Genomic DNA, 24,499 nt, shown 5'->3' with positions numbered 1-24,499 from the left:
AATTTCTGCCTAAAGAAGGACAGAAAATGAACGTTTTTGAACACCTCCCGCTTGGAATAATTTAAAAGATATTACTATACATTAGTTTAACTATCAAAATTTTACATGTCAATTTATAAAAAAGAAAAAAGATGGCAAAATACCGTCTTTTTTCTAGATTAAACCGTTTTTAATTGTTCACTTTCATCTTCTTCATCTGGCTGGATGAAGAAGATGACCAAAAATAGAGAAATAAGACTGCAAATGGTCGAGAGAATAAAAACGATGGAGTCCCCTTTATCCATGAGATAAGCGTAAATCGGAGGTCCTAAAGCGACACCGATAAAACGCATACTGCTGTAAAACGACGTAATGGTTCCGCACTGCTCTTTTTCAATTCCTTCTGTGATCAGGGCATCAAGTGCAGGCAGGACAATACCGATGCCAACACCGCCAATGCTTAAGCAGATAAACAATACGTAAAAGCTGTGATTCCACCATAAAAACATATAGGAAAGTGATAACAAGGCCATGCCTACGATTAAAAAGATTCTCATTTTCCCTTTTTCTTTTCCAATCGTTTTCCCAGCAACGTATGAGCTGATGGATAGAAAAAGGAGCGGAATGCTAAGCAGGAGCCCTTTTTTGACACCCTTAATTTGATAAGCTGCCTCTAGGTTATCAGATAAGTAAAAAAGCACACCAAAAAGAAGAAACATAATAAAACCGCCAATTGCAAAAATGGCATACAGCCAGCGTCCCTCATGCTTAAATATGGTCTTTGTTGATTTTAAAAATTCTTTAAATGAAGGCGGGTCCTCCTCTTTTATCGCGGATTCTACCATGAACAGTACCATGAGAAAGCTGATGATTGAGAAGAACGGAATAAACCAAAACGGCACAAACCAAAACCATGAAGCCAAAAGCGCCCCAATAATCGGGCTCAATACCTTTCCAGCTGTGTTAGAGGTTTCAATGGCGCCTAGTCCCGCACTGACTTCTTCATCATCATGAAACAAATCTCCAATAAACGGCATCACGACAGGTGCTGCCCCGGCTGAGCCAACACCTTGAAGGACCCTGCCAAATAGAATCCACATGTACGGTTCTTTCATGATCGTTGAGGCAACTGCTGCCACAGCCCCTCCAAGTCCTGCGATTAACAGACACGGCAGGAGTACCTTTTTTCGCCCGATTCGGTCTGATAAATAGCCGGCGATCGGAATACATAAGATCGCGACAACGGAGTATACCGTAATAATGAGGGAGACTTGAAAGGAAGTAATGGAAAGTGTCTTTTCTATCTGTGGCAATACGGGAATGAGCATCGAGTTCCCAAGTGTCATGATTAAAGGCACTGATGATAATGCAATAATATTCTTTTTACTGACTGTTTTCTCGCCCAACATCATTCACCCAATTCTATATACTGTTACGTATTAGTGTGGCAAGTTTTACGGGTATTATGTATGGGCAAACAAAAAGCAACCGCTTATGAAAGCGACTGCTCGTTAAAATCGTTTACGTATCACATGAAAGCTGAATTTATCCGCTCGAAAATAATTTAGCGAGTATAAGACCGGCTGATCATCCTGATCATAGTGTATTTGTTTCAGTAATAATAATGCTGTTTCAGGGTCACATTCTAGTATCGGTGAAACCTGATCGTGGTAGCCGATTGGTTCAATGTCAGCAACTGCATATTTAATCCCGCTGTGTGGTTCTCTTCCAAACAGCTCAAAAAGAGACTCTTCTTCATGGGTAAAGGATGCAGGAAGATGCTTGACCGGAATTTTATCTAAACAGTAAACCACGGGCTGTCCATCGGCCGTTCGAACGCGCTCCATTGAAAAAATCTCATCAGATTCATCACACTGAAAACGAATCGCATCATTCTCTGTTGGCTCCCCTTCTTGAGAGGATAAAAAGATGGTACCAGGCGTCATATTGACTTGCTCTATCATTTTCGTGACACTTGCCAGCTGTTCTATGCCTGTTGAAAAGAGTGGTCTTGTGTTGACGAACGTACCCACACCATGCCTTCTAATTAAATATTTCTCTTCTTCTAATATACGAAGGGCTTCACGCAGTGTCGCTCTGCTCACGCCTAAAAGCTTTGAGAGCTCAAATTCAGAAGGTAGTTTCTCTTTTTCGGCATATACGCCTGATTGTATATCTTCTTTAATACGGTCAATCACTTTCAAATATAAATGGCGATTGTCTGTTTTGGTCGACATGTTTTCCCTCCGTCTAATCAATGCAAATGATAAGATGAGAAATCTCTATTCCGAGATAAGTTGAACATAACTATATCATGTTTTTGCAAATAAATAAATAGTCTGACTTCCAGTTAACATAATCATACTATCGTTCACTTTTTTAGAAAGCTCTCTTCGTTTTATGAAGAGAGCTCGTCATATTGTTCTTTTGAAAGCAGGACTTCTCTCGGTTTACTTCCTTCATAAGGACCAACAACGCCTCGCTCTTCCATTGCGTCAATCAGGCGGGCGGCCCGGGTATAGCCGATACGGAATCTTCTTTGAAGCATAGAGACAGAAGCCGTCTGCATGCCGATGATGAGTTCCACTGCTTCATCATATAAATCGTCATCCACAGCTGTAAGCTGATCCTGCGTTTCTTCAGTTGGAATCATTTCTTCTTGATATTGTGCTTTTTGCTGAGTGATCACATGATCAACGACATGTTCTACTTCTTCATCTGATAAAAAGGCGCCCTGCACACGAACTGGTTTGTTTGCTCCAACTGGTAGAAACAGCATATCCCCTCTGCCGAGCAGTTTTTCTGCGCCCCCCATATCAAGGATCGTCCTTGAATCGGTTTGCGAGGACACGCTAAAGGCAATGCGAGATGGGATGTTGGCTTTAATGACACCTGTAATGACATCGACAGAAGGTCTTTGTGTGGCAATAATTAAATGAATTCCGGCTGCACGAGCCATTTGCGAAAGTCTTGTAATAGAATCTTCCACATCAGAGGAAGCGACCATCATTAAATCTGCAAGCTCGTCTACAATGACAACAATATAAGGAAGTTCTGGCTGTTTCGCCTCTTCTGATTGATTCATTCGTTTAATGTAATCATTGTACCCTTCAATATTTCTTGTCCCCGTATGAGAAAATAATTCATAGCGGCGTTCCATTTCACTGACGACTTTTTTCAGTGCCTGTGAGGCTTTCTTAGGGTCCGTTACAACGGGAGCGAGCAGATGCGGAATGCCATTATACACATTTAGTTCAACCATTTTCGGATCAATCATCATCATTTTCACTTCATGAGGTTTCGCTCTCATGAGAATACTTGTGATAATGCCATTGATACACACACTTTTTCCGCTTCCAGTCGAACCTGCTACAAGTAAATGCGGCATTTTGTTCATTTCAGCCAGAACGGCTTCACCCGAAATATTGCGGCCGAGTCCAATCAGTAGCTTGGCATTTGGACGGTCATTTTGCTTCGATTCTAATACCTCTTTTAAAGAAACCATCGCAATTTCTGCATTCGGAACCTCAATACCGATGGCTGATTTACCAGGAATCGGCGCCTCAATCCGAATATCTTTTGCTGCGAGAGCAAGGGCTAAGTCATCACTTAGATTGACGATTTTACTTACCTTCACGCCGACATCTGGATAGACCTCATATTTGGTAACGGCTGGTCCTAAGTGAACCTGTGTGACTTTTGCTTTGACGCCAAAGCTTTGAAACGTTTTTTCAAGCTTTCTTGCATTTTCGTATATATTTTTCTTGTCTGTTTGCTGCCCTGAGTGCTGCGGCTCTGCCAAAATATCCAGTGACGGCAATTCGTAATCTTTGTTTTCAAGTTCCGTAAACGTCATCGGCGGCGCCTCTTTTGGTTCATCAGCTGAATCTGATGGAACCGGCGTACTTTGTACAGATTCTTGAAGAGGCGAAGTCTCTTTTGCCGCCTGCTCTTTTTGAACGAGCGGGGTGAGAATGTCATCTCTGTCAGCAAAGCTTGAGATAATCGGCTGACTATTGTCAGGCACTGGCGCTTCCTCTTCCATTAAGATCTGATCATCTTCGTCCTCTTCTTGAATACGAGACCGTTTTTTCTTTTGGGCCGTTTTCTGAGAGGGCGCGCTCTTTTTCGCCTGCCTGATTCCTTTCATATCTTCAACAAACGCTTTCCACTGCTTCACCATAAATTGCGAGACAGGCAGCGTCACTTTTTTCACCATTTCTTGAAGAGATCGATTTGTAATCAGAACAATTCCAATCAGCATCAGAACGATTGCCATGATTTGAGAGCCTGCTTGTGCAAATAAGAAATAAGAAGCAGCAAATAATACGGCACCGATCATGCCGCCTCCTAAATCAGGCGACCCCGTCTCACCTTTCATGTCCATCAAGAAAAGCTCAAATGTATTTCTGATCACACTTTGAGAGCCTATCGCACCCGCAGATGAAAGGTGCTGAAAAAGCTTCACATGAGACAAAAGCAAGATACTCGCAATGATGCAGTATAGACCTGCCTTTCTCCTTGTCAACATATCTGGGATTTGTTTTTTCCAGAAGATGGTCACGCCAAAAAGAAATAATCCGATAAGGCAGAGAATGAACCATTCACCTGCAAAAAATCGGAATAAATGTACGAAGGTTTGTCCAACGACGCCTAGCTGTAAAATGGCGATGATCGCTATGGCAATACAGACTAACCCATTTAATTCATATTTCAGTTTTAGTTGTTTATTTTGTTTTTTTCTCGTTTTCCGTTTTCTCTTTTTAGCCATACTCATCACCTTACTACGAAAGAAAATATAACCTACCGAAAGATCAGAAAGAAAGCAGCCTGGTTTTGGCTGCTGCATCTTGTTGTAAGTTTTCCCTTTATTATAGCATAGAATCATTCATATGAGTCGGTTTGATTGGAGCCTAATTGTAACTTCAATCGCTTGCCTGGTGCAAGCTCTTGATTCAGAAAGTCCATTGGATTGGTGCTCATGACTTGAACGATTTCTGCTTCATCCTCTTTCATTTCAACCATAACTGGCACGCCTTGGATGTTTACCTGCTGAAGTTTCCGGTCTCCTTGTTCCTCCGCGTAAATGGCTTCATATGGTATAGTTGTGTATAAAATCATTGGATCAGCCCCTCGTTTTGAGATGCCCTTTCTCCAATCAGCTCATTCAACTTTTTAATCGCTTGTCCTACACCGCCTACTTCATTCATGAGTCCGTATTCTGCTGCCTCATGACCAACAACATTTGTTCCAATGTCTCTTGTCAAATTGCCTTTTGAGAACATGAGCTCTTTGAACTTCTCTTCTGTAATATTGGAGTGGCTTGTCACAAAGTTAATGACTCTTTCCTGCATTTTATCTAAGTATTCAAAGGTTTGCGGGACACCAATCACAAGACCGGTTAAACGCACAGGATGAATGGTCATCGTGGCTGTTTCCGCAATATAGGAATAGTCACACGATACAGCAATCGGGACACCAATAGAGTGGCCGCCGCCAAGTACAATCGATACAGTCGGTTTTGATAAAGATGCAAGCATTTCTGCAATCGCTAGTCCCGCTTCAACATCGCCGCCTACTGTATTTAAGATGATCAAAAGCCCTTCAATTTTTGGATTTTGCTCTACTGCTACGATTTGCGGTATGACATGCTCGTATTTGGTTGTTTTATTTTGTGGTGGAAGCTGCATGTGGCCTTCAATTTGTCCAATAATGGTAAGGCAATGGATATTTGTATCTTGCGGCAGCTGTGGTATGGCTGTTTCACCAAGCTGTTGTATTTTGCTCATAATGCTGTCTTTTTCTTCTGGCTTTCGCTCAGGCTGCTGTTCATTTTTTTCGTCCATTTGTCTCCATCCTTTCCTCAAACTCTCCTCCTATTATGAACAAGAAGGCCGTATTCAATCCGCATTCCTCACACCACATCAAAAAAGCCCAAAGAGCTTATGCTCCTTGGGCTTTCTCATCATACTTCCATAATAATTGGAATGATCATCGGCTTACGTTTTGTTTTTTCATATAGGAATTGATTGAGTACGTCGCGCATGGATTGTTTCAATGTTGACCATTCAACAATTGAGTTTTCCGTTTGCTCTTTGACAATCCCTTTGACCATTTCTGTCGCTTTCACAATCAGCTCTTCGGATTCTCTTACATACACAAATCCTCTTGTGATGATTTCAGGTCCAGAAATTAATTGTTTCTTTTGTTTATCGAGCGTAATGACGACAATTAAGATACCATCTTGAGACAATAGGCGTCTATCGCGTAACACAATGTTCCCGATATCACCAACGCCAAGACCATCGATCAAAATATTGCCTTGGTGAACTTTTTCACCAATCTTGACGTTCTGTCCTCTAAACTCCACAACATCCCCTTTATCAATCAAGAAAATGTCACTTCGTTTCATTCCCACTTCTTCAGCAACACGAGAATGTGCTTTTTGCATACGATATTCGCCATTCACCGGAATTAAATACTTCGGCTTTAGTAAGTTCAGCATGAGCTTTAACTCTTCTTGGCAGCCATGTCCAGAAACATGCACACGTTTTTGCGCAAAAATGACTTGTGCGCCGCTTCTTGTAAGGAAATCCACTGTTTTTGAATAGGTGAGTTCTTGTCCAGGAAGAGGTGTAGATGCAATCACAACCGTGTCATCTTTTTCAATATGAAGCTGTTTGTGATTTTGTTTCGCCATTTTTGTTAACGCAGCAAGAGGCTCTCCGTGGCTTCCAGCTGTCAGAACGACCACATCGTTTTTCGCCATTTTCTTCACTTCTTGAACTGGTACAAATAATTCTTCGTCTGCTGTGACATAACCAAGTTTGATCGCCAGCTGAAGAGTCGTCATCATATTCTTTCCTGCTACGGCAAGCTTACGGCCATTTTGATTTGTTGCATTAATGATCTGCTGCACTCGGTTAATGTTAGATGAAGATACAGCCACAATGACACGATTTTCAGCATTGTACATCGCATTTGAGATTTCGTCTTGGACGAGCGCCTCAGAAGGTGTATAACCTGGTTTTTCAGCATTGACACTGTCTGAAAGAAGTGCTAAAACGCCATTGTTTCCAATTTTCGCAATCTCTCCGATGTCACAGGCTTGGTTAAGCGCTGGGGTTTGATCAAATTTAAAATCACCTGTGCATACGATTGAACCAAGAGAGGTTTTGAAGCTGATCCCAACTGAATCAGGGATGCTGTGATTCGTTCTAAAGAATGATACCTTTGTTGTTTCAAACGTAATGACTGATTTTGCATGTACCTCACGCAAGTCAGCTTTTTGATTGAAGCCATACTGTTTTAATTTTTCTCGAAGTAACGCAAGGGTCAGCTTCGTTCCGTAAACTGGTACAGACAATTTGCTTAAGCAATGGAATACGCCTCCGATTGCTTCATCATGTCCGTGGGTAAGAAAGATTGCTTTCACCCGATCAGCACGTTCTGTTAAATAAGAGATATCAGGAATGACGACGTCAATGCCTAGCATTTCGTTTTCTGGATGCATCAAGCCTGCATCTACCACATATATGTCCGAATCAATTTCAATGACATATAAGTTTTTCCCGATTTCTCCAACGCCTCCCAGTGCAATAATTCTTACGTTCTCTGTATTTTTCTTTTTCAAAATTCTTTTCCTCCTAGTCTCAAGCCCGTCCATCATCGCTTAATGCTATTATAACTGAATCTAATTTTAGAAAACAAGATGAAGTCACATTTTAAGAAAGTGTTTATGTATAAAAAACGGTCATACTCAGGGACATCTGAGAATGACCGCTTACGAAATTTTTTGTTTTGATCAGCTGTTTAAGACGCTGCTTAAATCCAGTCTCTCTTCTTCTGACAAAGGTAAAAGCGGAAGACGAACAGATCCGACATCTAGTCCTTTCAGCTGAAGAGCTGTTTTGACAGGCGTTGGATTTGGCGCTGTGAAAAGCTGTTTCATGATTGGGAGCAGCTTTTGATGGATTAATGCGGCATTGGCCGTTTGACCTGAAGCATAGCTTTTCAGCATTTGCTGCATATCAAGCCCTACGATATGAGACGCCACAGAGACCACTCCTTTTGCACCAACAGATACAGCTGGAAGTGTTAAGCTGTCGTCACCTGAATAGACATCGAAATCTTCTGGTGTCTCTGCAATGATTTTTGTCATGGCATCAAGATCACCGCTTGCTTCTTTGATCGCGACAATGTTAGATATTTGTGCAAGCTTAATGGTTGTTTCTGGGGCTAATGACGCAGCCGTTCTCCCTGGTACATTGTAAAGCATGACAGGAAGAGATGTAGACTCGGCAATGGCTTTAAAGTGTGCATACATGCCTTCCTGTGATGGCTTGTTGTAGTAAGGTACGACAAGCATCACTGCATCAACGCCCGCTTCTTCTGCTTTTTTCGTTAGTTTGATAGACGCATTTGTATTATTACTGCCTGTTCCTGCAATGATTTTACAACGACCATTTGCTAATTTTACCGATTGCTGAAAAAGAGCGACTTTTTCTTCAGTCGATAAAGTTGGCGATTCGCCTGTTGTCCCTGCAACGACTAACGAGTCACTGCCGTTTTTTAACAAGTAATCAATGAGAATTGATAGCTTTTGGAAATCAATGTTGCCCTTTTTATCAAAAGGTGTAATCATAGCTGTTGCGATATTTCCGAAATTCATTTTTTTCACCTCATCATGATTCAATCACATTTATCTTGAAAGTTCAAACACTTCGTGCAGGGCATTGACAGCTGCTTTCATGTTTTCTTCGTTCACTAGCACCCAAATGGTCGTATGGCTGTCAGCCGATTGTAAAATCGGAATGTTTTGCTCGGATAGAGCCGATACAATTTTAGATGTGACACCTGGTACACCCATGATGCCTGCGCCAACAGCTGATACTTTCGCACAATTTGTTGTGACAATTGGCGTATAACCAAGATCTTTTAGGATCGAGGTTGCCTTTTCAGTCATTGCACCTGTCACGGTATACACAATCTCACTCGGTGTAATGTTGAAGAAATCGACACTGATTTGTGCATTAGCCATTGCTTTAAAGACCTCTGTTTGGACGCTGTATTGCCCTTCTTTTGCCGGGACTTTGATTTGCGTCACATCATTGACATGTGCAATCCCCGTAATGAGGCGGTCGTACACATCATGGCTCATTTTATCTGAGTAGTGTGACGTGACGAGTGTGCCCTCTTCATCAGAGTATGTTGAACGAACCCTCATTGGTACTTTTGCTTGCATCGCAATTTCGACAGCTCTCGGGTGAATGACTTTTGCTCCTTGATATGCAAGGTTGCAAATTTCTGTATATGTCACGACTCTGAGCGGCTTTGCATTTTCAACAATGCGGGGATCTGCCGTCATGACGCCTTCTACATCTGTAAAAATATCAATAAAGTCTGCCTGCAATGCAGCACCTAAAGCAGCTGCGGACGTATCACTGCCGCCTCGTCCAATTGTGGTCACGTCTCCATTTTTCGCGGCTCCTTGGAACCCAGCAACAACGACTACATCATGTTCAGATAGTGCCGCCTCGAGACGTTCGCACTTCATATCAATAATTTTCGCACTCGTATGTTCCTTATCTGTCACAAAACCAGCCTGTGCGCCTGTCATCGCTACAGCTTTTAGCCCGTTTTCATTCAGCATACTTGAAAACACAACAGCTGAAATATTCTCTCCGCAGGAAACGAGCAAGTCTTTTTCTCGATTTGTCATATGCTGCGCGCTGCCGTATAGCAGACCAAGCAGCGTATCTGTCGCATAAGGATCGCCTTTTCGTCCCATTGCAGATACGACGACAACCGACTTATAGCCTTTCTCTTTTGCCGATAAGATATGTGCAAGTGCCCTTTTTCTACCTTGATCATCTTTGACAGATGTACCGCCAAATTTTTGGACAATTATTTTCACTGTTTTCACTCCAAGTTCATTCTGACGTAAGAGAAGAGAGCAGGCGAAAGATGCCTAACTCTCTTCTGTTCGTCCTCATCATCCATTGAATGTTAAACTAATTTTAATGCTTTTAAGCTTTCTGCAATTTGAACGGAGTTCCATGCAGCGCCTTTTAGCAGGTTATCAGATACAATCCACATATGGAACCCGTTTGGACGGTCCAAATCTTTCCGAATGCGGCCGACAAATACGTCGTTTTTCCCAACAGCATCTGCAGGCATTGGATAAATTTGCTGAGACGGATCATCTTGCAGTGTAATGCCTGGAGCATCTTTTAGAATGGACTTGACGTCTTCAACTGTTGCGTCGTTTGATTCTAGTTCGACGTAAACAGATTCTGAATGTCCTGTTTCAATTGGAAGTCTCACACATGTTGCCGCTACTTCCAGCTCTGGCATATGCATGATTTTTTTCGTTTCGTTGATCATTTTCATTTCTTCAAATGTGTAGCCATTGTCTTGGAATTTATCAATTTGCGGAATCGCATTAAATGCAATTTGATAAGGCATGACTTCCGACTTCACATCTTCTTTATTTAAAATGGCTTGTGATTGGCTATATAGCTCGTCAATAGCTTCATGTCCTGCACCTGATACGGCTTGGTAAGTGGACACGATGACTTTTTTCATGCCATACGCCTGGCGAAGCGGTTCTAATGCCGCTACCATTTGAATCGTTGAACAGTTAGGGTTTGCAATGATTCCTTTATGGTCATGCAAGTCTTTTTCGTTTACCTCTGGTACGACAAGAGGGATGTTTTCGTCCATACGGAAAGCACTTGTGTTGTCTACAACAATCGCACCTCGTTTGACCGCTTCAGGAGCTAGCGCCTTGGAAACATTTCCTCCAGCACTGAATAATGCAATGTTCACTCCTTCAAAGCTTTCAGGTGTTGCTTCCTGTACGGTATACTCTTGACCTCTGAATGTCACTTTTGTTCCAGCAGAACGTTTTGAGGATAGTAGAGTCAGTGTATCCATTTCAAAATCTCTGTCAGCTAGTGTTTTTAACATTTGTTGACCGACAGCTCCAGTCGCTCCAACTACAGCTACATGCAATCCTCTTCCCATCAGTAAAACTCCTTCCGACCCATCCATGATTCTTTTCTTTCGGATGGCCATCCTATGACTTTTTACATTTTATTTTACCATAGAAAAGCAAGGCTTGAAGCATCTTTTTTGAATCTTTCATGATTTTCTAGTGAATCTATTATTCGTTTGGTCCAATTAAAATCGGCTGAATTTGTCTATGCTGAAGTGCCTCTTCTACTGTTTGAGAAAGCAAATCCATGTTCGCGACCATGGAGGTCGGTTTTTTAAATGGATCATCTTGACCAAATGGAATAAAGAAAATATTCTTTGTCGATATCAACCTCATCAGATTTGTACCATTTAAGCCTAGCGCATCATTTGTTGAAATTCCTAAAACGACAGGACGATGATTTCGAATGGTTGCTTTTGCAGCCATTAAAACAGGGCTGTCTGTCATGGCATTTGCGAATTTCGCCATCGAGTTCCCTGTTAATGGAGCAATGACCATACAATCAAGTGGCAGCTTAGGTCCGAGCGGCTCTGCTTTCACGATTGAGTCAATCGCCTTAAAGCCAGTCAGCTTCTCAATCCGCTCAATCCAGTCCGCCCCATCTCCGAATCTTGTATTCGTGTTCTGGACCGTATATGACACCACTGGACGTACTTCTGCTCCTTCTTTTACAAGTGCTTCGATTTGCGGATAAACCGCTTCGTACGTACAGTGGGAACCAGTTAAGCCAAAGCCGATTCTTTTCCCTTTTAATGTTGTCATGATTCCATCCCCCTTTTTTCCTCTGCAAGTTCACATAAGAGCCCAGAAAGCACTTTTGCAATGATTTGCCCTGCTGTCTTTGGTGCGACAATCCCCGGGAGTCCTGGTGCAAGAAGCGCCTTCACTCCGTGTTTTTGTGCAAAGTCAAAGTCTGTTCCTCCTGGGCGGGAGGCGATATCCAAAATGAGTGTCTTTGGTGTCATGCTGACGATGACAGATGAATCTAATACAAGGCTTGGAATGGTATTGATGATGATATCTACATCTGTTACTTCTTCTTTTAACCGGTCCATTGAAAATGGATCGAGTCCCATTTCAAAGGCCCGCGCTAAATGCGCTGTATCTGCTGCCCCTACTTTTACATCCGCACCGAGTGCCCGAAATGTGCGGGCAATGGTGAGTCCTGTTCTTCCGAGTCCAAGAACAGCGACACGTGATCCATGAATCGTATAATCCGTTTGCTGAATGGCCATCATGATAATCCCTTCAACTGTTGGAATAGAGTTATATATGGCAATATCATCTCGCTCAAACAGCTTCACAAGTTTTCGGTTCACCTGCTTTGCCAGATTGTCTAAGTACGTATTAGAAATACCTGAGTACAAGGTACAATGGGCAGGGGTTCTTTCTAAATATGTTGCTTCTAGTAACACCTGCTCATTTGAGAAAACTGTCGCGACAACACCTTCATCCGTTGCCCCTGATACTGGCAGGATCATACTGTCTACCTGTTCGAATGGAAGTTCTGACATTTTTAGCTTTTCAGCCCCAATAAATCCGTGATCCAGCTGATCAAATCCAACCAAAAACACTTTGGCATGCTGCTGTGACAGCTTGCGAATAATTTCAAGCTGCCTTGCATCTCCCCCGATCACCGCAACCGTTAAACCGCTCAACATACTGACCGTTCACCTTCTTTATTTAAAAAAGTCTGTAATATTTTCTGAATCTCCCTTTTAGCATATGAGGAGAGGATTCAGCCTGTGAACGAATCGAAGAGAGAAAAGAAAAAGAGCACCCATTTATGATGGATGCTCTTTTTCCCCGGGCGGCTGAAGTCCTTCAGGCACATCGAGAATGATCATATCTGATCCTATTTTTTGAATGTGATTCCACGGGACGCGGATGTCATTTCCTTGCTTTCGAAAGCCAAACCACTTCACCGAAGGTATGATGAGTGCTGTGATTTGACCGTCCTGTTCATTGATTTCAAGGTCGGTTTGTCCAAGCACGCCAAGCCGCTCCGCTCTTTTGATATCGACGATCTCTTTTCCTGACAGCTCACTTAGCCTCAAAATCGCATCACTTCCCTTCCGTATCATATATGCAGCCACAAGAAGAAATAGACCGTCACGCTTTTTCAAGTTATGAATGATGCCAATTTGAATACCAAGCTGGTTTCAGTTGATGAAAGTGATCATGGTCTGCCAGCATTCTCTCCACTCGGTTCACCATACCTTTTACATGTTCAGTGTCATAAGAAAGCGTCCAAACAATAGAAGAAAAGCAGCTCATTGCTGTATAGATAGAAAAAAGAAGCCAAAAATCGTCTGTGGCCTGCTTACTTACATAGTAATCCAGTTGCCCTGCTGAAAACGGAATACTATTTTCTCGGCTAAATAAGGACAGTTTATAAAAATCATGAACCGGGTCACCCCAGTCAGATTGATCAAAATCAATGACGCCGGCATACTCACCTTCTTGTATGATAATATTCCCCAAATGAAAATCATCGTGCTGGAATTGATTAGGTCTCGCCTTTACCGCATCAGCATGTGATTTGATAAAATCTAATACGAATTGCTCTTTCGTAAAGGTCACTCCACTTGATTGATAGGCATGTACATACCGCTCATATTTCGCCATGACTCTCTCATCCCATTGCACGACATGAGAAGGTGCGGGACATGTATGCATGAAATTCAGCTCTCTGCCTGCCCGTCTTCCGATTTCATACTGCTCTTCATTTGTAAGCAGATGGATGGATGCTCTAGCGTTCTCTCCTTCAATAAAAGAGAAAATACGATAGGTACAGTTAAGTTCAGGATTCATTCCAACCTCCATGACTTCAGAACATAGAAGCCCTCGATTTTTAAACTTTTGCTGAACTGACGCTTTTCTTTTAAAATTAGCATACGTTTTGAGATTTGATAACTTGAGCACCAGCTTTTCACTCGAGGATGTTGTGACGAGATAAGTACGGTTTCCGGAAAAGCCAGATGTCATCGGCTGAAAGGAGATGGCTTGTGTCAGAAGCGGAGAGAGGAGTTTCAGTTTTTCAAGTTCCATGTAAGCAGTGCCCCTTTCTACTTGATATACAATAAAATAAACGGCAGACCTCTTAAGAAGCCTGCCGTGTTGTTTACATTATGATGGCTGATCACCCGTAGGACTAATAAGCGAGAGCGCATAATCCTCTGTAAAGATTCGTTTTGATAAGTTATTCACACCGTCTAATGTGACTTTGTTGATTTCGTCAATAATTTCATCAAGTGTACGATGTTTGCCAAGGAGCAGTTCGTTTTTACCGTTTCGGCTCATCTTGCTGTTTGTGCTTTCAAGACTGAGCATTAGGTTTCCTTTCATTTGCTCCTTAGAGTTTTCAAGCTCTTTTTGCGTGATTCCTTCACGCTTTAAGACGTCTAGCGTTTGTAAGATGGTTTCAGAGAGCAGGTTTAACTGCTTCGCTCCAGTCCCGCCATAAATCGTCAGCATGCCGTTATCTGCAAATGAACTGTGATAGCTGAAAACAGAATAGGCGAGTCCTTTGTCTTCTCTTACATCCTGGAACAAGCGGCTGCTCATGCTTCCGCCAAGAACATTATTTAAGACGATTAAGTCATAGATGCCTTTGTCTCCAGCTGGGAGGCCATTAAAGCCCATGCATAGATGCGCTTGCTCTGTTTCCTTTTTGCGTGTGAGCTTGTCATAGTGAAATTGCGGCGCTTCTATAGGCTGTTTTTTTCCTTTCGTTTCATACGAACCGAACAACTTTTCAACTTCACTAATGAATGTGTCATCCACATTCCCTGCGACAGAGATGACGACGCGGTCCGGCGTGTAGAATTCATCCATATAAGCTCTTAGAGAGTCACCGTTAAAGGTAGAAAGTGTTTCTTCTGTTCCTAAAATCGGGAACCCTAAAGAATGATCACCATAAATCGCTTTGCTCAACAGATCGTGAACGATATCATCAGGTGTATCCTCATACATTTTGATTTCTTCATATACTACATTTTTTTCTTTTTTCAGCTCTTGTTCATCAAAAGCGGAGTGGAAGAACATGTCGCTTAATACATCGAGGGCGTAGCCAGCATGTGAATCAAGCACCTTTGCATAGTAGCAAGTGTATTCTTTTGACGTAAAGGCATTCACTTGACCACCAATGCGGTCAAAGGATTCTGCGATATCACGTGCAGATCTCGTCTTTGTCCCTTTAAAGAACATATGCTCTAGAAAGTGTGAGATCCCATTAATTTCTGGTGTCTCATGTCTAGAACCCGTTCCAATCCAGACGCCAATTGCGACAGATCTGACAGTGGGATTGTTTTCAAGTACAATTCTTACTCCGTTTTGGCATGTATACGTTTTGACCAAGTTTTGCTCCTCCTATTCAACAAACAGATCGGATCACGGATGTCTTTTTTCACTTAGGAGGTCAGAAACCGTTCCTAATTCATATCCTCTTTCCTTGATTTGAGTGATAAGTGCGTCAAGACTTTTCGCCGTCGAATCTGTTGGATGCATTAATATCATCGCCCCATTGTGAATTTTCCCAAGCACCCGTTTTTGTAGTATGTTTGGTGACGGTTTTTGCCAGTCAATGGTGTCTACCGTCCACATAATGGTTTCCATTCCTTCTTCTGCGGCAAGCTTCACTGTTTCTTCTTTAAAGCTACCGCTTGGAGGGGCGAACCACTTCGGTTTTTTTCCAAGGGATTCTTCAATTTGACGATTTGTTTTGGTAATCTGCTCTAATGCTCGTTCTCTTGTCAGTGTGCGCATATCCGGGTGATTGTATGAATGGTTTCCAATTTCATGACCATCTGCCACGATTTTTTTAGCAAGATCCGTGCTTTTTTTCACCCATTTGCCTTCTAAGAAAAAGGTCGCCTTGACTTGATGCTTTTCCAGTGTCTTTAACATCTTGATTAAATGCTCGTCACCCCAAGCTACGTTGATGAGGAAAGCATTCATTTTTTTATCTGGATGTCCCTTGTAAATGGGTTCAGCACCAAGTTCATGTAAATGAATAGAAGGTTTTGTTTCATTAAAAACAAGAAGCTTTTCATCAAATGACCCTTGTTTTTTCATTTTTTCGTAAGAGGCATCGATATTGACCGTCTGTCCATTTAAACCAGGCATCTTTTTCCACACTTTATCAATCTTAGCATTTTGCGCCTTCACTTCATAGTCAGAAGACTTCGATTCAATCTCTTGATATAAAATATCTTTTGAAACAGATGCAACCTCAGCATACTCTTTCATTGATTCCATATATGTAACAGCAGCCGGCTGCTTCATCGTTTGATATGACACGAGCAGTAAAAATACAAACACAATGAATGGTAACGTTTTTTTCAATGGTTGTCCCTCCCCTTTACCACAAATTATGATGGGGAGAAACAAGCTAGAACTATTGTTAGCGCAAGAAAAGAAAGAAGCCTGGTACGGATACCTGGCTTCTAACATATTTCATTAAGACTGTTTTTCTTCTTTTTCCTTTTCTTCACGTAAAACAGCTTTGCGAGAAAGGTTCACACGGCCTTGTTTATCGATTTCAGTGACTTTGACAAGTAATTCATCGCCAATCTTCACGACATCTTCTACTTTGCCTACACGATCAAGCGCAAGCTCAGAAATATGAACAAGTCCATCTTTGCCGCTGAAGATTTCAAGGAAAGCACCGAATTTTTCAATGCGTTTTACTTTACCTAAGTAAAGTTGTCCTACTTCAACTTCTCTCACAAGATCTTCAATGATTTTCTTCGCTTTTTGGTTCATGTCTTCTTCTGTAGAAGAGATAAAGATTGTACCATCTTGTTCAATATCGATTTTCACACCGGTATCTTCGATGATTTTATTGATTTGTTTACCGCTTGGTCCAATGACATCGCGAATTTTATCAGGATTGATTTTCATCGTTAAGATTTTTGGTGCATAACGAGACAATTCTCCTCTAGAAGCAGGAATCGTTGACAGCATGCTATCTAAGATTTCCATTCTTCCTTTTTTCGCTTGTTGGAGAGCTTCTTCCAAGATGTCTTTTGATAGACCATCGATTTTGATATCCATTTGAAGTGCTGTTACACCTTTTGATGTACCTGCAACTTTAAAGTCCATATCACCAAGTGCATCTTCCATTCCTTGAATGTCTGTCAGCACTGTGTAGTATTCACCGGATTTCACAAGTCCCATTGCAATCCCTGCAACTGGTGCTTTAATTGGAACACCCGCATCCATCATCGCAAGTGTGCTTGCGCAAATACTTGCTTGTGAAGTAGATCCGTTTGATTCTAGTACCTCAGACACAAGGCGAACCGTATAAGGGAAATCTTTTTCAGATGGAATCACTGGTTCTAATGCCCGTTCACCTAGCGCTCCATGTCCGATTTCACGGCGGCCTGGGCCACGCATTGGACCTGTCTCACCAACACTGAATTGAGGGAAGTTGTAATGGTGCATGAAGCGTTTTGATTCTTCAACGCCTAGACCGTCAAGAATTTGCACATCGCCAAGTGCACCTAATGTACAAATACTGAGCGCCTGTGTTTGTCCTCTTGTAAATAGACCTGAACCATGCGTTCTTGGCAGAAGTCCTACTTCTGAAGAAAGTGGACGGATTTGATCTGCACCACGTCCATCTGGACGTACTTTCTCTTCAGTGATCAGACGACGAACTTCATTTTTGACAAGCTTGTTTAATACGTCTTTCGCTTGTTTAATCGTCGCTTCGTCGCGATCTTCTTCTTCAAATTTCTCAACCACAGCTTTTTTCACAGCACTGATTGCATCTTCACGTGCATGCTTCTCATGTACTTGAATCGCTTTCAGCAGGTCTGTTTCAGCAAGTGCTTTTACTTCGTCTGCTAACGTTTGATCTACTTCATATAAAGGAATATCGATCTTTGCTTTACCGACTGCTTTGACAATTTCCTCTTGGAATTCGATTAAACGTTTGATCTCTTGGTGACCATACATGATAGCTTCAAGCATTGTTTCTTCTGGTACTTCATCAGCACCAGCTTCGACCATGTTGATCGCATCTTTTGTTCCAGCGACTACAAGGTTGATGTCACTTTGTTCAAGCTGTTCTACATTTGGATTGATGATAAACTTTCCATCAACTCGTCCTACTGTAACGCCGGCGATTGGTCCCTCAAATGGAATGTCAGACACACATAATGCTAAAGATGAGCCAAACATTGCAGCCATTTCAGATGAACAATCTTGATCCACACTCATGACGATACTAATAACTTGTACTTCGTTTCTAAATCCATCTGCAAATAATGGACGGATTGGTCTATCAATTAAGCGGCTCGCAAGGATCGCTTTTTCACTTGGACGGCCTTCTCTTTTAATGAAGCCACCAGGAATTTTACCTACTGCGTATAATCTTTCTTCGTAGTTCACAGTGAGCGGGAAGAAATCAAGTGGTTTTGGTTCTTTAGAAGCTGTTGCTGAGCTAAGCACAGCTGTATCTCCGTAGCGTACGAGGACCGCTCCGTTTGCTTGCTTTGCAAGCTGGCCAGTTTCAACTGTCAGTTGACGTCCAGCCCAGTCTATGGTGAAGACATGTTTCTCTTGTCCCATTCTGAGAAAAACTCCTCTCTTATCTTGAAATTTTAGTTAATTCTTATTATGAACAAAATGATTTTCACATATCAATGTGAAAGGTGTATGTAGAAGGGTTTTTGCCATTCTTTCAACATTTTAACCATAAAATATTAGTGATTATACGATAAAAAAGCGGGAATCCTCCCGCTTTTTACGATTATCGACGTAAGCCTAGTTTGTTAATTAACTCACGGTAACGAGTTACGTCTTTATTACGTAGATACGTAAGAAGATTACGACGTCTACCTACCATTTTCAAAAGACCGCGACGTGAGTGGTGATCTTTCTTATGAGTACGTAAATGCTCGTTCAAGTTGTTAATTGATTCTGTTAGGACAGCGATCTGAACTTCTGGAGATCCAGTATCAGATTCGTGTGTTTTGAACTCATTAATTAATTGAGTTTTACGCTCTTGAGTAATAGCCATCCTGTTTCACCTCCAAATCATGTTAGCCCCATCTACCTCGCAACCGTCGGTGAAGTCGGCCTGCCAAGTAAGTGGTTTTAAAGCTACAGGAATAATCATACTAAAAATATGATGAATTTGCAAATGGTAGAGCTGTTTTTCTATGATTTTTTTGTTTAATTTCGCTGATGTTGAAAAAACTGAATCGCTTCTTCTTTATCTTGACTGATTTGAGCCGTTAACTCCTGGATTCCGTTAAATTTTTGCTCACTGCGAATGCGCTTGAACCACTGTAATTTAATCGGTTCACCATATATTTCTTCGTTAAAATCAAAGAGGTTTACTTCAATGGCAGGCTGATCAGGGCGTTTTTCATAAAAGGTTGGTTTATAGCCAACATTACAAACACCGTCATACACTTTGCCTTTCACTTCTGCTCTTACTGCATAAACCCCTGTTGGCGGAATGATATATTCAGCAGATAAACCGACATTCGCAGTCGGAAAGCCGATCGTCCGTCCTCGTTTATCACCATGAATGACAATACCTCGCAGCTGATAAGGTTTTCCTAAAAGCTCACTCACATATTCAACATCCCCATTTTTCAATGCAGAGCGTATGAGTGTTGAGCTGACTTTTCGGTCTTGATTAGACAACTTAGGAACGATGGTGGCTGTAATACGCCCTTTTCCGTACTCATCGAAGGTTTCCATTGTGCCTGCACCAAAACGGCCAAACGTAAAATCAAAACCAGCTACTGCGTGCTTTACATTCAGCTCATCTAAATATTGATCGACAAACTCTTGAGGAGATAACGCTGCAAAGCTTTCGCTGAACTGCACAATGTATAAATAGTCAGCGCCCAGCTGTTCGATGAAATCAATTTTATCCTCAAGCGGTGTAATTAAGTCCTTGGGTTCACGTGCTTTTTGCAAAACATGTGATGGGTGCGGATGAAAGGTCATGACCGCTAAAGCCAATCCTTCTTTTCTCGCAATGCTTTTTGCTGCGCCAATCACTTTTTGATGTCCGAGGTGAACACCGTCAAAATACCCTAAAGCCATAACAGACGGGTCTTGATCCTTTTGATTCAATGTATGTGGGTGTGAAATATGTATAGTCTTCACGAGATGGTCACCTTTTCTTTAAGATTGCTTGTCCTGAGATAAGATCTTCGCTGGCTTCATCAGATTCTGTTTGGTCGGGTGCTTCATATATATCGCCATACACCGGCCTGAAGGAGCAAAGACAGCGACACGATCTTCCTCTGCGAAATGAGCGAATTCATCAGGCATTGGCAGGACTGCACCGTTTTCCACTTTACTTGCTAATGTATCATTTATCTCCCATTTCGGCAAATGATTGAGCGCACGCTCGATCGGGACAAGGTGCTCATCTACTGTGCCTTCTTCGCTTATATCTCGCAGCTCATCAAGGGTGATGCACTCATCTAGTGTAAAATCACCTGACCCTGTGCGTATGAGGTGTGACATGTGAGCTGGAAATCCTAGTTTCTTTCCAATATCAACCGCTAAGGTTCTAACATACGTTCCTTTTGAACATAAAACGGTGAATCTAAAAGATACTTTTCCGTTTTCAAATAAAGCAGGTGTTGTCCGCTCGATACGGTGAATTGTAATCTCGCGGCTCGGCCGCTCAATTTCAATGCCTTCTCTTGCATATTCGTAGAGTTTTTTTCCGCCAATTTTCACAGCAGAAAACATTGGAGGAACTTGTTCAATGGTTCCTTCAAACTGTTTCAGCGCATCATCAATTTCTTCTTCTGAAATCTGTTTTTGTACCTTTTTTTCTTCAACCACTTCACCAGTTTGGTCTTCTGTCGTCGTAGAAAAGCCAATCGTGATTTCTGCATCATACGTTTTCGATTTATCTGTTAAATACTCAACGATTTTCGTCGCTCTTCCAATACAAATGGGCAGAACACCTGATACTTCTGGGTCGAGGGTTCCTGTATGTCCGACTTTTTTTGTGTGCAATATCTTTCTCACTTTGAACACACAGTCGTGAGAGGTCATTCCTCTTTCTTTATGTAATAAAAGAACACCATTTATCATCTGCGTTCTCTCCTTTCATAAACGATGAAAAAGGACAGACGATCATCGCCTATCCTTATTTCAACGTCTTATTCGTGATCTTTTGTGTTTAGTTCAGCAATCAGGCTTTCAATTCGGTTTCCGTAATCAACGGATTCATCGAATTCAAAGTGTAGTTCTGGTGTTTTGCGAAGTCTAATTCGATTGCCGATTTCAGAGCGGATATACCCTTTAGCCTTTGCTAGGCCTTTTAAGGTTTCCTCTCTTTTCTTCTCGTCGCCAAGAACAGAAATGTAGACTTTGGCAATTTGCAAATCACCGGTCACTTCGACATCGGTTACAGTCAAAAAGCCGATTCTTGGATCTTTCAGCTTTCTGCCAAGGATGTCGCCCAATTCTTTTTTCATTTGCTCACCCACACGGGTTGCTCTCATACTCATGATCTTATCACCTCTAATTAAAACCACTCAGTTTTCGTGATCGTTCGTTCAATTTCAGGAAAAGAATCAATAAAGCTTAATACACGCTGAAGTTCCTTTTCCACTTGAACCCGAGATGAAGAAATCACGGCGATTCCAATTGATGTACGCTGCCATGTATCCTGATAATCCATTTCAGCCATGGTCACATTGAATTTATGGCGCGTTCTTGTCAATATACGCTGAAGAACCGCACGTTTTTCCTTCAGTGAGGATGCATCATAGATGATACACTCACATTCGGTATAACCGATCATTTTCTTTCGATTTCTTGCATAACGAATGATTCCAGAACATCGCCTTCACGGATATCGTTATATTTCTTAATGGTAATACCACATTCATAGCCTTGTGAAACTTCTTTCACGTCATCTTTGAATCGTTTTAATACGTCGACTTCGCCTTCAAAAATAACGACGCCGTCACGGATTAAGCGGATACCACTATCTCTTGTGATGGTTCCTTCAGTGACATAGCCACCAGCAATTGTACCGATTTTAGATACTTTGAACGTTTGACGAACTTCAACTTGACCAATGACTTTTTCTTCATATTCAGGGTCAAGCATCCCTTTCATCGCAGCTTCAATTTCATCGATGACTTTATAGATAATGCGGTGCAAGCGGATATCTACGTTTTCTGTTTCAGCTGTGCTCTTCGCATTTCCATCAGGACGTACGTTAAATCCGATCACGATCGCATTAGAAGCACTTGCTAAAATGATATCAGATTCTGTAATCGCTCCAACACCCGTATGGATAATTTTCACTTTTACGCCTTCTACTTCAATTTTTTGAAGAGCTGCCGTCAGTGCTTCAGCAGAACCTTGTACGTCCGCTTTCACGATCAGGTTGATATCTTTCACTTCGCCTTGTTTGATTTGCTCAAATAGGTCATCTAAAGATAATTTTGCTTTGTCTGAACGCTTTTCATCAAGCTGTTTTGAAGCACGCGCCTCACCTACTTGGCGAGCTGTTTTTTCGTCTTTGAATACGAGGAACTGATCGCCGGCATTTGGTACATCATTTAAACCAGTGATTTCAACAGGTGTAGATGGTCCCGCTGTTTTCACGCGGCGGCCAATGTCATTGACCATTGCTCGTACACGGCCAAATGTATTTCCAACAACGATTGGGTCACCTACTTGAAGTGTACCAGTTTGAACAAGAAGGGTTGCAACAGACCCTTTTCCTTTATCAAGCTCAGCCTCAATGACAGTTCCTTTAGCCGCACGATTTGGGTTGGCTTTCAGTTCTGCTACTTCGCTGACAAGAAGGATCATCTCGATCAATTCATCGATGCCTTCACCTGTTTTTGCAGATAGTGGAACGAAGATCGTTTCGCCGCCCCAAGCTTCTGGTACAAGGCCATGTTCAGTTAATTCCTGCATCACACGGTCAGGGTTAGCTGTTGGTTTGTCAATTTTATTGACAGCGACAACGATTGGTACCTCTGCCGCTTTCGCATGGTTAATGGCTTCAATCGTTTGCGGCATCACGCCATCATCTGCTGCAACAACTAGGATTGTTGTATCCGTTACCTCGGCACCACGTGCACGCATCGTTGTAAATGCTGCGTGTCCAGGGGTATCAAGGAACGTGATTTTCTTGCCGTTTTCTTCAATTTGGTATGCACCGATATGCTGCGTGATTCCACCAGCTTCGCCTTCAACGACTTTCGTTTTACGAATGCTGTCAAGAAGCGTTGTTTTCCCATGGTCAACGTGTCCCATGATCGTAACAACTGGAGGGCGTACTTGCATATCTTCTTCTTTATCTGCAACTTCATACTTTTCAAGTTCAGTTTCTTCTAAAATGATAACTTCCTCTACTGGAACGCCATATTCAGAAGCGATTAATTCAACTGTATCTTTATCAAGCTCTTGGTTAATAGTTGCCATAACACCAAGCATCATCAGCTTCTTAATGATTTCAGCTGATTCTTTTCCAAGCTCTTCGGCAAGCTGGCCAACTGTCATTGAATTTGTAAATTCAATTTTTTCAGGAAGCTCTTTTTTAGGCTTCACAGGTCTAGCTTGCTGATGCTGTGACTTGTTGCCACCGCGTTTGTTTTTGTTTTTGTTTTGGTTGTTGTTTTTTTTGTTTTTATTAAATTGATTATTCTGCACGTCATTCTTCTTTCTATCATTGATTTTGTTAGATGATTGGTTTTTTTGTTCTGCGGGTTTCTCGTTAGCTGTCTCTTTTGCTTTGGCTTTTTTATATTTAGCGTCTAGCTTTTTCACAGTGTCGTCTTCAAGCGTCGCCATGTGGTTGTTCACTTCCACGTTCATATCCTTAAGCGCTGCTATAATATCTTTACTTGAAACATCTATGGCTTTTGCATATTCATATACTCTCACTTTAGCCATTCGTTCACCCCCAAATAAATTAATCGAGCAAGCTTATAAGCTTCTTAGCGAAGCCTTGGTCAGTGACAGCGACAACTACGCGAGCTTCTTTCCCAATAGAACGTCCGAGAACGGAACGGTCTTCAATTTTTCTAACCGGAACATTATAAAATTTGCATTTGTCAGATACCTTTTTCTCTGTGTTCGGTGAGGCATCTGCTGCAAGAAGAACCAGCTTAGCACGCGCATGTCTAACTTCTTTGATCACAAGATCTTCTCCTGACACGACTTTACGAGCTCGATTTGCTAGACCAAGCAAAGGATACCACTTAGAATCAGTCATTTGGTTTTTTCACCTTTTCAGCTAGTTCTAGTAATTCTTCAAATATGTGTTCGTCAATCTGTGTCTGAAATTGCTGTTGTAAACTGCGTTTGTTCTTTGCCGCAAGAATGGTTTCTTTATCGAGAGAAAGGTAAGCTCCGCGTCCGTTCTTTTTTCCGGTTGCGTCAACAGACACTTCACCTTCTTTAGAACGAACAACACGGATCAGTTCTTTCTTTGGTTTCATTTCTCCCGTCACGACACATTTTCTAAGCGGGATTTTTTTTCGGCTATTCACCTTTTACATC

24 protein-coding genes are annotated in these 24,499 nt (G+C 41.9%); all 24 read right to left on the bottom strand.

The annotated features are described in order from the left end of the window. Positions 1-158: 158 nt before the first annotated feature. The 24 genes from NST39_RS08685 to rnpM all read right to left on the bottom strand — a co-directional run bounded on the left by NST39_RS08685 (position 159) and on the right by rnpM (position 24,489). Complete coding sequence (locus NST39_RS08685) at positions 159-1,388, bottom strand: MFS transporter (RefSeq protein ID WP_445662395.1); 1,230 nt, start codon at positions 1,386-1,388, stop codon at positions 159-161. Between the two features lie 102 nt (positions 1,389-1,490). Next, positions 1,491-2,216, bottom strand: coding sequence for a GntR family transcriptional regulator (locus tag NST39_RS08680; protein WP_341027916.1), 726 nt, complete (start codon positions 2,214-2,216; stop codon positions 1,491-1,493). 161 nt (positions 2,217-2,377) lie between these two features. Next, a complete protein-coding gene (locus NST39_RS08675; RefSeq protein WP_341027913.1) occupies positions 2,378-4,750 on the bottom strand; it encodes an FtsK/SpoIIIE family DNA translocase in 2,373 nt (790 codons plus the stop codon). A gap of 113 nt (positions 4,751-4,863) precedes the next feature. Continuing rightward, the gene (locus NST39_RS08670; protein ID WP_341027911.1) at positions 4,864-5,100 is read right to left on the bottom strand and encodes a YlzJ-like family protein; all 237 of its coding nucleotides are present in this window, start codon (positions 5,098-5,100) and stop codon (positions 4,864-4,866) included. Next, positions 5,097-5,825 (bottom strand): ClpP family protease, encoded by a 729-nt coding sequence (locus tag NST39_RS08665; RefSeq protein WP_003212436.1) that lies wholly within the window; start codon positions 5,823-5,825, stop codon positions 5,097-5,099. The genes NST39_RS08670 and NST39_RS08665 overlap by 4 nt, the downstream gene beginning before the upstream one ends. Positions 5,826-5,944: 119 nt before the next feature. After that, entirely contained in the window at positions 5,945-7,612 is a 1,668-nt protein-coding gene (gene rnjB / locus NST39_RS08660; protein WP_106067484.1) for a ribonuclease J2, read from the bottom strand. A gap of 171 nt (positions 7,613-7,783) precedes the next feature. After that, entirely contained in the window at positions 7,784-8,650 is an 867-nt protein-coding gene (gene dapA, locus NST39_RS08655; RefSeq protein ID WP_341027907.1) for a 4-hydroxy-tetrahydrodipicolinate synthase, read from the bottom strand. A gap of 30 nt (positions 8,651-8,680) precedes the next feature. Beyond that, positions 8,681-9,895 (bottom strand): aspartate kinase, encoded by a 1,215-nt coding sequence (dapG, locus tag NST39_RS08650; protein ID WP_341027904.1) that lies wholly within the window; start codon positions 9,893-9,895, stop codon positions 8,681-8,683. A gap of 92 nt (positions 9,896-9,987) precedes the next feature. After that, positions 9,988-11,007 carry an aspartate-semialdehyde dehydrogenase gene (asd, locus tag NST39_RS08645; RefSeq protein ID WP_341027902.1) on the bottom strand — a complete coding sequence of 340 codons (1,020 nt, stop codon included), beginning with the start codon at positions 11,005-11,007 and terminating at the stop codon, positions 9,988-9,990. Between the two features lie 139 nt (positions 11,008-11,146). After that, positions 11,147-11,740, bottom strand: a complete 594-nt coding sequence (dpaB, locus tag NST39_RS08640) for a dipicolinate synthase subunit B (protein ID WP_341027899.1) — start codon at positions 11,738-11,740, stop codon at positions 11,147-11,149. Further along, the gene (dpaA, locus tag NST39_RS08635) at positions 11,737-12,639 is read right to left on the bottom strand and encodes a dipicolinic acid synthetase subunit A (RefSeq protein ID WP_003212195.1); all 903 of its coding nucleotides are present in this window, start codon (positions 12,637-12,639) and stop codon (positions 11,737-11,739) included. The genes dpaB and dpaA overlap by 4 nt, the downstream gene beginning before the upstream one ends. Positions 12,640-12,762: 123 nt before the next feature. Then, the gene (locus NST39_RS08630) at positions 12,763-13,035 is read right to left on the bottom strand and encodes a YlmC/YmxH family sporulation protein (protein WP_044142096.1); all 273 of its coding nucleotides are present in this window, start codon (positions 13,033-13,035) and stop codon (positions 12,763-12,765) included. 70 nt (positions 13,036-13,105) lie between these two features. Then, a complete protein-coding gene (locus tag NST39_RS08625; protein WP_341027896.1) occupies positions 13,106-14,029 on the bottom strand; it encodes an aminoglycoside phosphotransferase family protein in 924 nt (307 codons plus the stop codon). 78 nt (positions 14,030-14,107) lie between these two features. Then, positions 14,108-15,337: a M16 family metallopeptidase gene (locus NST39_RS08620; protein ID WP_341027893.1), complete on the bottom strand. Its 1,230-nt coding sequence runs from the start codon at positions 15,335-15,337 to the stop codon at positions 14,108-14,110. Positions 15,338-15,370: 33 nt separating this feature from the next. Further along, complete coding sequence (locus NST39_RS08615) at positions 15,371-16,324, bottom strand: polysaccharide deacetylase family protein (RefSeq protein ID WP_445662383.1); 954 nt, start codon at positions 16,322-16,324, stop codon at positions 15,371-15,373. A gap of 114 nt (positions 16,325-16,438) precedes the next feature. Next, positions 16,439-18,556, bottom strand: coding sequence for a polyribonucleotide nucleotidyltransferase (pnp, locus tag NST39_RS08610; RefSeq protein ID WP_111911531.1), 2,118 nt, complete (start codon positions 18,554-18,556; stop codon positions 16,439-16,441). Positions 18,557-18,737: 181 nt separating this feature from the next. Continuing rightward, complete coding sequence (rpsO, locus tag NST39_RS08605) at positions 18,738-19,007, bottom strand: 30S ribosomal protein S15 (protein ID WP_008354438.1); 270 nt, start codon at positions 19,005-19,007, stop codon at positions 18,738-18,740. A 155-nt stretch (positions 19,008-19,162) separates the two neighbouring features. Beyond that, positions 19,163-20,113 (bottom strand): bifunctional riboflavin kinase/FAD synthetase, encoded by a 951-nt coding sequence (gene ribF, locus NST39_RS08600; RefSeq protein WP_044141883.1) that lies wholly within the window; start codon positions 20,111-20,113, stop codon positions 19,163-19,165. Positions 20,114-20,131: 18 nt separating this feature from the next. Continuing rightward, positions 20,132-21,061, bottom strand: coding sequence for a tRNA pseudouridine(55) synthase TruB (gene truB / locus NST39_RS08595; RefSeq protein ID WP_341027889.1), 930 nt, complete (start codon positions 21,059-21,061; stop codon positions 20,132-20,134). Positions 21,062-21,129: 68 nt separating this feature from the next. Then, complete coding sequence (gene rbfA / locus NST39_RS08590) at positions 21,130-21,480, bottom strand: 30S ribosome-binding factor RbfA (RefSeq protein WP_003210803.1); 351 nt, start codon at positions 21,478-21,480, stop codon at positions 21,130-21,132. A gap of 17 nt (positions 21,481-21,497) precedes the next feature. After that, positions 21,498-21,776 (bottom strand): DUF503 domain-containing protein, encoded by a 279-nt coding sequence (locus NST39_RS08585; protein ID WP_012009994.1) that lies wholly within the window; start codon positions 21,774-21,776, stop codon positions 21,498-21,500. Then, positions 21,773-23,890: a translation initiation factor IF-2 gene (gene infB / locus NST39_RS08580; RefSeq protein WP_106065294.1), complete on the bottom strand. Its 2,118-nt coding sequence runs from the start codon at positions 23,888-23,890 to the stop codon at positions 21,773-21,775. Before infB ends, NST39_RS08585 begins: the two co-directional genes overlap by 4 nt. A 19-nt stretch (positions 23,891-23,909) precedes the next feature. After that, positions 23,910-24,212, bottom strand: a complete 303-nt coding sequence (locus NST39_RS08575; RefSeq protein ID WP_034619894.1) for a YlxQ family RNA-binding protein — start codon at positions 24,210-24,212, stop codon at positions 23,910-23,912. Beyond that, positions 24,205-24,489, bottom strand: a complete 285-nt coding sequence (gene rnpM / locus NST39_RS08570) for an RNase P modulator RnpM (protein WP_003210758.1) — start codon at positions 24,487-24,489, stop codon at positions 24,205-24,207. The genes NST39_RS08575 and rnpM overlap by 8 nt, the downstream gene beginning before the upstream one ends. Positions 24,490-24,499: the final 10 nt, after the last annotated feature.

Origin of the sequence: Bacillus sp. FSL W8-0645 (assembly GCF_038007905.1) — a bacterium.
Taxonomy (GTDB): domain Bacteria; phylum Bacillota; class Bacilli; order Bacillales; family Bacillaceae; genus Bacillus; species Bacillus pumilus.
This window is presented reverse-complemented; position numbering and strand designations above follow the sequence as displayed.

Coding starts and splice junctions, on each gene's coding strand:
- rpsO (WP_008354438.1), bottom strand. CDS start 19,007: ATGGCTATTACTCAAGAGCGTAAAACTCAATTAATTAATGAGTTCAAA.
- asd (WP_341027902.1), bottom strand. CDS start 11,007: ATGGGAAGAGGATTGCATGTAGCTGTAGTTGGAGCGACTGGAGCTGTC.
- NST39_RS08670 (WP_341027911.1), bottom strand. CDS start 5,100: ATGATTTTATACACAACTATACCATATGAAGCCATTTACGCGGAGGAA.
- NST39_RS08665 (WP_003212436.1), bottom strand. CDS start 5,825: ATGGACGAAAAAAATGAACAGCAGCCTGAGCGAAAGCCAGAAGAAAAA.
- NST39_RS08685 (WP_445662395.1), bottom strand. CDS start 1,388: ATGTTGGGCGAGAAAACAGTCAGTAAAAAGAATATTATTGCATTATCA.
- rbfA (WP_003210803.1), bottom strand. CDS start 21,480: ATGAGTATGAGAGCAACCCGTGTGGGTGAGCAAATGAAAAAAGAATTG.
- NST39_RS08575 (WP_034619894.1), bottom strand. CDS start 24,212: ATGACTGATTCTAAGTGGTATCCTTTGCTTGGTCTAGCAAATCGAGCT.
- dpaB (WP_341027899.1), bottom strand. CDS start 11,740: ATGACAACATTAAAAGGGAAAAGAATCGGCTTTGGCTTAACTGGTTCC.
- pnp (WP_111911531.1), bottom strand. CDS start 18,556: ATGGGACAAGAGAAACATGTCTTCACCATAGACTGGGCTGGACGTCAA.
- infB (WP_106065294.1), bottom strand. CDS start 23,890: ATGGCTAAAGTGAGAGTATATGAATATGCAAAAGCCATAGATGTTTCA.
- NST39_RS08625 (WP_341027896.1), bottom strand. CDS start 14,029: ATGGAACTTGAAAAACTGAAACTCCTCTCTCCGCTTCTGACACAAGCC.
- NST39_RS08585 (WP_012009994.1), bottom strand. CDS start 21,776: ATGATCGGTTATACCGAATGTGAGTGTATCATCTATGATGCATCCTCA.
- truB (WP_341027889.1), bottom strand. CDS start 21,061: ATGATAAATGGTGTTCTTTTATTACATAAAGAAAGAGGAATGACCTCT.
- dapA (WP_341027907.1), bottom strand. CDS start 8,650: ATGAATTTCGGAAATATCGCAACAGCTATGATTACACCTTTTGATAAA.
- NST39_RS08680 (WP_341027916.1), bottom strand. CDS start 2,216: ATGTCGACCAAAACAGACAATCGCCATTTATATTTGAAAGTGATTGAC.
- dpaA (WP_003212195.1), bottom strand. CDS start 12,639: ATGTTGAGCGGTTTAACGGTTGCGGTGATCGGGGGAGATGCAAGGCAG.
- NST39_RS08675 (WP_341027913.1), bottom strand. CDS start 4,750: ATGGCTAAAAAGAGAAAACGGAAAACGAGAAAAAAACAAAATAAACAA.